The sequence below is a fragment of the Xenorhabdus aichiensis genome (genome assembly GCF_028598775.1).
Taxonomy (GTDB): Bacteria; Pseudomonadota; Gammaproteobacteria; order Enterobacterales; family Enterobacteriaceae; genus Xenorhabdus; species Xenorhabdus bovienii.
Map to the genome: position 1 here is coordinate 64,000 of NZ_JAQRFO010000023.1, position 11,132 is coordinate 75,131.

An 11,132-nucleotide genomic window follows, 5' to 3' on the forward strand; every position below is an offset into this window, starting at 1 on the left:
TGCGGTTATGAGTCCGTGATTTTTTGTTCTACCAGCAATTTCTGAACGGCTTTACCGAATGTAGAGGAGCCGATTTTTGCGGTATACCGAACATGGAGAATCACATCGGTCAGACTGTCGAGATTTTGTGAGTTATTGGTAAAGCCGAATGTCCAACTTGATTCGACACCCGCGCCTTCAAAGGGCAGGAAACGCTCATCATCAAAATTCAGTGTGAACATACCGCTGTCGTTCATACCGGTGGATAAGGAAATCTGCTGGTTGGGATGGATGCTGCGTGCCAGATAAGGCGAATCAGCATTAATCCCTTCTTTCACCAGCTTTTCCATTGTCTGGATGTCGGCTTTCACCATGCGGGTATTGACGCCCAGAGAGAGTTGGGCGCAAATGTCCTCATAAGGCCCGATTAACATGGGCAGAGAAACCGAGACAGATTTGATCCGGCGGTTGGCAAGGTTAGGGTAATCTTTAGCAAAGTCTGATTCTTGCAGGTTAAAAGTAATGGGAGAGTGCTGTTTCAGGGTTGCAAGATCTCTTTCCCATGCTGTTTTACGCAATGCCTTGAGAGAGATGGTTTTAGTGATCTCTTGCAAGCGTGAGTTTTGTTCAACATAAGCGCGTTCCATTCTTTGCAGCGCCAGTTTCAGTGTTTCACCAGACATTAACCCCTGATAGAGATCATTCCAGCTACTGCCTTCAATAAAGGTCTGCTCTGAATCCAATTCGTACTGCAATGAGGCTTCTGCGGAGAGACAAAGCGATGAAACGGCATCATAGGCTTGCAGGTACAGGTTTGACAGTTGGCTAATCATCCATGTGTACAGGCTTTCATTGGTAAAGCGACTGGAGAAGTAATCCAACAGCGCCAGCGATTTTTGCTGTTCTGCCTCAACCTGTGCCAACCGTTTCATGGACGCGGTCAATTGCAGGTTTTGGACATTGATTTGCTGATCAATGGAATTGATTTCCCATTCCGCCTGTTTGTATTGCATTTCCCACTCTTGACGACGTCGGCGGTATGATTCAGACACATTCAGGCTATCGGCTTTGATACTGTCAGATTGATGTTTGATCATGACCATTTCGGCCGCTGCATTCAACGCAGCCCCCCAGTGCGATCCTCCCACGGCCAGCCCAAAGATATTGGGTACCATATCCATTGCTGCCGCGCCGGTACGCAGGGTTTGTGCCGCCAGCAGAGCAGAAGCGGACTGGGATTGCAGTTCAATCACCTGTTGTTCCGTTGACGAAATATTTTCGTCATACAGTCCTTTAAAGTGTTCATGTCGCTCTTGAGCCGATTTTTTACTGACCTGCAAAACCTCAAGGCTGGCTTGATTGATGTTGATTTCCTGCTGTTGCAGATCGATTGAGAAGCGGTAGAGATCACTATTCTGGAGCATCTGGAATTTTTCAAAGCTCAAATTGTCTTTGCGTTCCAGCAGGCTCAGTAAGGTGCCGCCAAACTGGATCAGCGTTTCAACGCCAGATCTGGCACGTGCCAGCATCGGTTCAAAACGGTAATTGGGCGTTTTGAAATTCATCCGGCTGGCATTGCGGGCAGTGACTACGCGCTGGTAACGCAGGTTCATCAGGTCGCGTGGCGAGATCTTCTCATCATAGAGAGCCATGTTGATCTCTTTGCCATCCAGCGTCAGGTTGTGCCGTAAATTGTAAATCCGGTTTTCCATACGATCCCAAATCGCCGTCAGTTCATTATTGATTGGCTTCATGAACAGGTCATTATCAAGGGCGCGGATCGTGTTGTCATGAACGACGGGAATATGGGGCAATGGCTGGCTTTGCATCTCCAGTTGGCGCAGCTCACTGTTGACATCTCGGTAGAGAGCATCTTCAAGGGACAGCGGTTGCCAGAAGCTGGCCAATTGTACATCAGGGCGTCGGCCAAGCAGCGAACTGGCGGTTGCATAACTCAAACGGGCAATGGTTCTTGCCGTGGGTTGAAGCTTCCGGTATTCCATGTCACCGTCATCAATCAAGTTTCTGACCAGGAAATAGAAAATCGCTTTGCGATAATGTATCGGTTCACCGGAAGCAATTGCATCGGGATCGCTCGGCTGCATCAGGCTGTAGTTTTTCTTCGGTTCATCAATCAATGGGCGGCTATTCCAGTAGCGCGGCTTTCCTTGCTTCAGAGCCGGCTCATCCTCATTTTCATAAGGATCGAAAATATACTTGAGCCAGCGGTTAGCTTCTTCATAACGCTGCTCAACATTGAAACGCCATGCCACCATGAAAGGCATGTGGAAGAACAGTTCCCAGAAATAGATGCCATTGGCGCCTTTAAGGTCAATGGGTTCTGCGCCACTGCCAGAAATCGACTCTTCAGGCAGGTTCTGGGTATCCCAACTGAGCACCAGATCCAGCTTCTGGCTGGCTTTACTGACGAGCTCCTTGGCGAACAGGGTATTTAAGCGGATTTGTTTACCGTCATACCAAACAGGAGTGGGGGGATTTTCAGGGAATTGCAGGTATTGGGTTTGCTTGATTTGCTTGATCTGGAATTTTTCACGAACCCGCCTGCCCACGCTCAATATGACTCTGATTCTGCCGCCGATATCGTCGGTATTTGCTTTAGGCAAACTGAAACCGGTGACAATCGTGATGTCGCTGAGGTCATCGCTGTGACACCGTTTGACTCTGACACTAAGCTCGATTTTCCCTTGCTTAAAATCCTCCTCTGTCAGTACCTTGTAATCCAGCCAGCATCTTTTTTCATTTTTGTCTTCCAGCCAGATGCAGTACAGGATATTTTTGCTCAGGCTGAAATCGTATTTGTAGGTGGAGATGGAGGTCAGATACATATCCAGTGAATCTTCCAAATAGTCAGCTTTGAGGTCGAAATCCTCCTGTTTCCCCAGTGAGCCCTCAAATGTTCTTTCCTTCTCAATCGGCCACTGTCTATTAATATGGACGGGATACAGGATCAGTTGCTTAAATTCGTCCATGCCGCCATTGAGGGGTTCACGGAAGAAGAACCAAACTAGCTTGTTACCATAATCATCTTGGTCAGAGAGTTTCGTGGTTGAGGGAGGCAGATCTGTGGAGGCCATCAGCATGTTATCGCAGATATAACTGAATACTACGTCATAGTCATAGGGTTTTTTCTTCTCATCTATTCCCTTACGGCGGGTAAATGCCACCAGTGCCAGACGGTCTTCTTTACCCGTCCGGTCAAGCACCGCAATCATTTTATCCATAGAATAATCAAGCACTTCTTCGCGCACGGTGGTGCCGCTGCTCCATGTACCATCAAACCCCAAATGTGCCAGATTGAGTTTGGTGCGGTATCGGATGGTGGTATTGTTTTCGTTGTCTTCCTTTTTCTCTTCCTCTTTTGAAACTTCAAACCAGCTTATGTAGAGACGGTTATTCATGATGACCGGACGGACAACGCCATTGCGGGCGTTTTCTAACGGCACACTGATAGGTTTCCATTCGCTCCAGGCTGTTGGATACAGCTCATTCGAGTCCGTATTACGCTGTTTCATGTCCAGTGTTCGCCAGAAATAGCGATAAGGCTGGGTACGGGTTTTAGCAATGAAATAGGTTTTGTCATTGGCAAGATCAATACCATCTTCATAACCCGAAATAATTTCCAGATTACTGACTTCTTCAAAATTGTTCAGGTAACCAAGAACTGCCTTCTGAGCGACGTTATCCGTCAATTTTCCCTGATTCAGCACACTTTCCAATTGGAAGAAAAACTCGGTTTTGGTCAGCCGCAAGGTAGGATCAACATAAATTTCGGGATATAACCTGAGTTGCTGATTGGCAGACCAGTAACCGTAACGGTTGGCAAATTCCTGCCAGTCATAGGTTTCTTCCTGAGTCATGGCAAGACCCGGTTCCAGATTGAGCACGATACGGTTGATATATTGCTGTATCGATTGGGTCACGTGAGACACGCGCGATGTGATGACTTTCGAAGAGACTTGCGTATCCAGTAGCAGAAAATCATAGAGATCATCGACGTTCTTGATTTTGTCGCGATAGAACTGGAAATCTTTTCCCTTGGGAACAATTTGCCCAAGATAGTAATCAACGAGCGCATCACGCAGATCTTCTTGTAATTTTGCTTCGATGGAATTAGACATTCTCGTTATCTCCTTGCGCTTTTAACGCCGCCATGACCGCTTCACCGACACTCTGGTAAAGGCTGAAATCAGTATTGATGGTTAATGTGCTGGCATCCCATAACGTTTTGACTGACAGGTTGGTCGTGACTGCAAGCTGCTGCAATCGACGTAACCAATCGATATGGGGTAAATTTTTGGCCTGCGGGGGTGTCAATCCTTGCAATGTGCAGGCCAGATAAATTTCATCGGCGTTCCAGCCCAGAATATCTGCCAGAATTTCTGCACATTTTTCATTTTCATCATCATTGTCTTTGACGGCCTTTCCATTGGCTTGCGGCTTGTTCGCGTAAGAAAAATAATCATGGATCTTGTCTTCGTTCTGATTGGCGTTGTTGACGAAGTCTTGATAGCGGGTCAACAGATAGATTTCATCCAGTGACAATGAATTTGATGTTTTACTGTTTGACAAACCGAGCCATTCTGGTTTTGTCAGGCGTAGCAAAAGTAGGTTTTTATTGATTTTCAGGGTACTGATGATTTGGGTATAAATTAACAAACTGTAGGCCAAGTCGATGAATTGATGACTGAGCTCGGCGGCAGTTTCAGGGATACCCGCCAAAATCATCTCCAGAACAAGATAAACATTACTGCCTAACCAGCGAAGCTGTAAGGGAACCAAACTTTTTTCTACGCCATATTCCGCTGCAATCGCACTGGATAACAGATTTTCCTGCGCATTTTTGGCCTGAATCAGCAGTTGGGCCACGATATTGATGACATTATCCTGTGGAGCTTCTCCTTCTTTGAACAGCGCCCTGACCTTTTCCCTGATCTGGGTTTCATCTGTTTTATCCCACTCAGGCGGAATATCCAGGAGCAGCCCTTGCGCATTCAGAAGCCCGCTCTCTGCTGTCAGTAATTCCCACCAATTGATTATTGCCAGTTCTGGGCGGGTAAAATCAGAAGGTGACAGAAGCACACTATCGGACAAGCCGGCAGCAATACCGTTAAAAAAGGTCACCATGCTGTCTGTTGGCACGACAGGCAGCACTGTTTGCCCCGACATCAGGGAAAGTTTTGCCGCCGTGATTTTGGTTTTCGCCAGCCAACTGCTCACGGCTTCCATTTTCATGATGACGATGAGAATATCGTCTTTGCGCGTCGGGTCTGAGGTGAAAGTGGGTTGTTGTGCCAAATAGCGGTGATTGCCGGTCAGAATATCGATCAGGAACACGCCATCTTCCGTGGAAAGACCGAAAGTGCGTGGAATACTGACCAGACGGTAAAGTCTGGAAACAACATCAAGATTACGTCTTAATTTCCCCGTCAGCGTATCTTGAGTCGGCGTGAGCGCACTTTCAACAATGGGAGCAATCAATTGGAAAGTCACCGTGGAAATGCCCAGCCCGGCACAAAGTTGCTTAACGGTTTTGCCATCATCGCCCTGAGTTGCCGTGTAGCTGAATACCTCATCATCCAGCGTTAGCGGTTGATCAAACAGTTTGGTCTGATTAAAGATCTGGTCAAAGAACGGCACGCTGTCACTGGTTGAGAATGGCGTAATCTGGTACAGCCAGCCAGCAAACATTTCTGGCGTGACTTTGTATTGCATATTGAGATGCCTGAACAGCCCCAATTGCTTCAATACATTGTCAGTAATTTTCATGTCCAGATTATCGGCTTCTGCCTTGATACCGGAAGCCAGCAGAAGATCCAGTTGGTGGTAAGGCAGCCCAAGCCAGCGCTGCAAGCGGACAAAACGGTTCAGCCGATCATAGCGGAAGTTGGATACGGCTTTGATTTCACGCCCGTTATCCGCCCGAATGATTTCCAGAGCATCTCGTTGCCCGGCATTAATGTAAACCCCGCCATAATGATAAGCGGCCGGGAAGGTGGCGGTGGTTTGTCCATTGTAAAAAATCGGGTTGGAAAAGTGCACATTAGGGGAAACGATAGGACGGTAGTTACCACTGCTAAATAGATTTTCAATGTGAGTAACTTGCGTTCCGGTTTGGTCGCCAAAAACGGCGATCTTCTTAAGTTGGGCGCTTTCTTCTTCTGAAAGACCATAATTATTGATGAAGAAGTCATTCGCCTGCGGTGATAATTCGGAAGAGGGTGTACCTGATTTGTCAATCGCAAGACGATAACTCATGGCTTGAAATACAACGCCGTCTATTTGCCCGGTTGGTTGATTTTCACCTGATTGCGTTTCTTTGGGGGTCGCCGCATAAATGGTCATATTACCAAAGTATGGGCCATCATCCAGATTACCGATCTCTGAGTTATCGCTTTCCACATAGGTCAGCTTTAACTGGCGGCTAAAGGGCGGAGAGTTGTCAAACGGCTCCATCCTTGCCTTGATGCGATAGTAAGTGAGAACGTTTTCTGCCCGTAGTTTGACCGAGATGGTTTTGTTTGCCTGATTTTTGCAGATGATGGAAATCGTATCGTAGGCATTAGGCGAATTTTCGACCAATTTGGTCGGGCCGTTAACACTGTCATCTTGAGCAACAATATAAGCATGCCGTGAAATATCTTTGTCAGGCACCAGTTCTGTCGTACTACTGCCGTAATAGGCTTTGATGAGCTGATCCCGTGACAGCAGGTTTTGAGAGAAAGGGGCAGTTTCGGTCAGTAGGCTGATTTGTTCATTGCTCAACTGTGAATAGGCCAGCAAAATTTGGTCATTTTTGGCAATTTCAGTATGCCACGGGAAATTGGGATCGACTTGCCGGATCACGGTACCCAATTCGTTTTTGCTTTCTGCCAGCCCTCGGTTGATCTGCTGAGTCGGCAAGTTATAAGGCAACGTAAAGGGAAAACGCGTTTCTCCCAATACCTGATTAACCGGTTTATTGGCTTCCCCGATCTGGTCAATATAGTTTCTGGCGCTTTCAGACAGCACATCATTCACGATGGTCAGAGCACGAAGCTCTTTATAAAGCGCATCATTATCAAGCATCAGCTGTGAAATATCCGAGCGCCTGGTTGCCAGCAACGTCGCCTGATTGGTGCCATCTACTTCAATCTGCTGAATAAATTTATACAGATCCAGCAGATAGTTGGCAGGGCTATCAAGGGATTCGATGGCATCCGGCTGACAGAAGTTATCCCACGGCTCTGGGAACAGGCCGCTATAATCAGGCAATTTTCCTGTTTGTTCGCGGGTGCCCTGATTATTGGTGGCGGTTGACAGAAAAGCCGCCGCCTGTCCATCGTATTGCCTGAGCGGGTTCTGCCGATAGTATTGAACCAACTGGTTAGCCATACTCACCGCTTTGTCAAAGATGATTTCGGCATGACCCGCAAGAGATTCATTGTGGCGTTTAATGAAACGCTGTTTTGACAGCCTGACAATATCGAAGATGGAGTGATAGCCCAGATTTTTGAGTGAATCTACCAACGAAACAGAGGATGGGGTATTGTGCTGTTTTATTGTGGTGAGTGAATATTTTTCCGGTGATGGTATTTCAGGTAATGATATTTCAGCCACCGCCGCCAATAATGGTGATACTTTTTTCATATTCTGCTGTTCATCAGAATAATCGTGATTCTTGTCCATTTTTATTATCCCATTTCAATTATTCGGCCATATTCATCAAACAGTCATTAATCAAATAACCATTAGATGTTGTATTTCAGACGTTATGTTGATTAAACACAGTCCTTGCATTGAGGTTCTTTAGGTTTATCGTAAGAAGGGAGATCATTGTTATCGAAATAAAACGGTGACATATCGATAACACTTTTCTTAACGGTACGTCCCAGACCTTCGTGGGCTGCGTTGGTTAATAGGCCATTATCCTGATCACCGGACCAAATAAATAAGCCGCCCAATCCTTTTTCTTTGACATAGCGGGCTTTTTCTCTGACTGAACGAGGTGTATCCAATGACATAAAGACCTTGAGATCTTTGTTATAAAGATAATCCGCCTTAGCAACACTATCTTGAATGATTTCATAGCCATTGCGGCCAATGCCATTTTCGAAATCAACATAGTTATAGATAATGTCAGTCCATTCGATAACCGCCGATTCGAAAGTGCCGACGACATTGCCGGCTCCGTTATAACTTCCTTGCAGCGGACTTTTGCTGGTGATGTCTGCGCCTTTTGCATTGCGCGTATAACCGGCATAACCAATGAAAATCTTTTTCTTGTCAACACCGAGAGTGATTAAATGCTGAACGGCATCATCAATAGAATATTTGGAATGTTGGTCATCTTTGTTGCGATAAAGATTGGTATGGTGAGAAAGTTTACCGTCACCCAAAGTAAAGAAATCATAAGTCATCAAGTTGATGCCAGTGACACCGGCTTTCATTAGCTCTGGAATATGGGCATCATCAATTTTTTTAGGATCGGCTGAAGCCGCAATACTAATTCCTTGTAAATTGGGAATATTGGCTGCCGTTAATTCCTCAATCAGTTTTTTATAATAGACGTAATCATCTGCACCAAATTGATTTCCCATTCCTGCAGAGCCGGGGTATTCCCAGTCAATATCGATATGATTGAACATTGAGAAACGACTGAATAGATCTTTGACTCCATTAATAAACTGTTTACGATAGGGTTCACTGCGACAAATGTCATAAAAAGCGCCACTCATTGACCAGCCGCCGATACTGACGGAAACCTCCAGATTAGGATCGGCCTTTTTCAATGAATTGAAACCGCCCAGTAATCCTTTGGCTTTATCTTGGTTATATATTGTTGGGTACGGATCGAATGCCCCACTATCGAAACCGCAGTTAAAGTAAGCGCTGACATCGGCCCAGGGGTCAATTGGGATAGGCCATCCAGTGTAATCCTCACCTGTTCCAAATCCCCAGCTAGTGGCAGCACTCAGAATTGTGGTTTTCTTTGGCCCTTCATCACCAACGATGCCGGCAAAACTGAATATCAATTTTTTAAAGGGGCTACCATTGGTTGAATCGCCTTTAATGCGGGTCAAATCGGCACCGCGCCCGCCTTGAGTTCTGAATACATCATCCGATGGTGATGCCTCCACTGCCCTTCCATCATATTGCGCCCAGTCCGTGAAGTAGCACGCGATACTGAATTCATCATCATCGTGATAGGTGTTAAACACCGTCTTAGCCATGCGGGTGGCGGTATAGGTTAAAATATCGGTGCTTGTTGCCGGGTTATAACCGTTTAATTGATAGGTTTTTTGTGTTGCTTCCTTGCCATAACCCTGAACAGGGCTTGGATGTTGATATCCTGGATCGGTGTTATAAACTAATTTGCTTTCTGTATCTTTTTCAGTGTTATCCATTTTATACTCCATTATTGTTACATATCTTTGGAAAAATCAGATACGTTCTCTGTGATTATCAATGTTAAAAATGATGGAGTTGGTCAGATGGCGATGATTTATTTGATTTAAGCCTGTAATATAATTCATTAATAACATTTTAATAACATAGAGCGTGATTAATCTATAAATAGCAATTTAAAACTAAGCTAAAGATAATACGTTTTCTTATGAAATGATTTAAACAATTTTTTTTATGTATAGGCAGTAAAAAATAGAAGTGTCATTTTTTATCTGGAGTATTTGAGAATGTACAGGAATAGATAACATTGATGAGACTATGGATAGCATTATTATTTTCTTATTTTAAATAATTAAATCATAAAAATACTAAAAAATGAAAATTGCTAATGTTCTTTTTATTTTACGATTTGAGAAATAGGATAAAAATCACTTTTAGAAATGAATTAAACAATATTTGTCATAATGCCATAACGTGCCTTCGTTGAGATTATCAAAAATGTGGTCACTATTAACATAGTCGGCACGATAATCCGTTTTCAGTCTGCATGTTTCAGTGTGGTTTGTGGCTTGTTTGGATATGGGCACAACCTATAAAGGCCGATTGCGGTTGCTCGTTCTTCGACAAATTGGGAAACATGCTGGTGGATCATGCGATAGCTGTAACTGCCGCCAATGATTGTCACCGCAACAACGGGAATGGCGCCCAACCCAATGGCTTCATCTCTTTTTCTTTCATTGTTTCCTTGGAAACAAAATTAGAATTAATGAATATACCTGATACATGTAAGGGAAGGTATCAGGCAGTTTATTACGGATATAGTTGGTGTGATGGGTAACCCCTGAGAATGTAGATAAAAGAGTCAGAAGCCTCAGATTTGCCAGATTGAATCAGGCTTTACAGCAGGCTTCTGACGAGTTTCTCTGGTCCCATTTAACGACCATCTTTTCCTATAACTGTTTCAGCAATGGGAATATATTGATCAGTGAGTTTATTGACCGTGCTGCCCTCTTTTTTATCTTTATAACAATCTTCAAAGAACCAGCTAATTGGAGTATCCAACAATATAGTAATATCAACAAGATGAACTATATTAATCCGGTTTGTTCCTCTTTCATAACGTGAAAGCTGCTGCTGGCTAATGCCAATTTTTTTCGCCAATGCCGTTGCTGTGATACTCAACTCTTTCCTTTTGGCCTGAATTCGTTGTCCGACTAATAGGTTAGCTTCTTCCATATCTTATCCTTTCAATTTAAATCAGTAAGTTATGGCGTTATCAAGGATAGTTGCCCTGGAGCTTGAATAATGGCTTGGCTTTTACCTCACCATTTGCGCCTATTGTTACACCTGATTCGCCGTTTTGTTTTCAGACATGCACTTTGTTTTTTTAATGACATGACTTTTTTATGAGCGTGTTGTAAAAGACAGTACCCTTACCAAGGCAAAGGGCTTTCTTCTATGACACGAGTTGCATTCTTTGTTTTGATGTCACCTTGCATCTATCAACTTCCTCACCAGTCACCGGGTTAAACCGCATTTTTATTCTCCTTACACGAGGGATAACTAACCTGCTTCCTAACTTTTTTCTTATGGGAATTTATGTAATCTTAAATTTATTAAAATATTGAATATAAAAGAAATAAAATATATAAATAAGAAAAATCCGTAAAAATTAATTAATACAGATTTAAATGCGTATTATTGGATGTATATTGGTTCTATTAAGACCTTTCTTCAGACTAGAAACT

5 protein-coding genes are annotated in these 11,132 nt (G+C 44.2%); all 5 read right to left on the bottom strand.

Annotated features, from left to right (window positions below; genetic code table 11):
- Window positions 1–5 precede the first annotated feature (5 nt).
- On the bottom strand, window positions 6–4,118 hold the full coding sequence (locus tag PSI22_RS11850; protein WP_273579923.1) for a Tc toxin subunit A-related protein: 4,113 nt from the start codon (window positions 4,116–4,118) through the stop codon (window positions 6–8).
- Window positions 4,111–7,665, bottom strand: coding sequence for a Tc toxin subunit A (locus tag PSI22_RS11855; RefSeq protein WP_273579924.1), 3,555 nt, complete (start codon window positions 7,663–7,665; stop codon window positions 4,111–4,113). The genes PSI22_RS11850 and PSI22_RS11855 overlap by 8 nt, the downstream gene beginning before the upstream one ends.
- Before the next feature lie 92 nt (window positions 7,666–7,757).
- Window positions 7,758–9,383 (bottom strand): glycosyl hydrolase family 18 protein, encoded by a 1,626-nt coding sequence (locus tag PSI22_RS11860; protein WP_273579925.1) that lies wholly within the window; start codon window positions 9,381–9,383, stop codon window positions 7,758–7,760.
- Between the two features lie 539 nt (window positions 9,384–9,922).
- Complete coding sequence (locus PSI22_RS11865) at window positions 9,923–10,093, bottom strand: hypothetical protein (protein ID WP_273579926.1); 171 nt, start codon at window positions 10,091–10,093, stop codon at window positions 9,923–9,925.
- Window positions 10,094–10,317: 224 nt separating this feature from the next.
- Window positions 10,318–10,620: a helix-turn-helix domain-containing protein gene (locus PSI22_RS11870; protein WP_273579927.1), complete on the bottom strand. Its 303-nt coding sequence runs from the start codon at window positions 10,618–10,620 to the stop codon at window positions 10,318–10,320.
- Window positions 10,621–11,132: the final 512 nt, after the last annotated feature.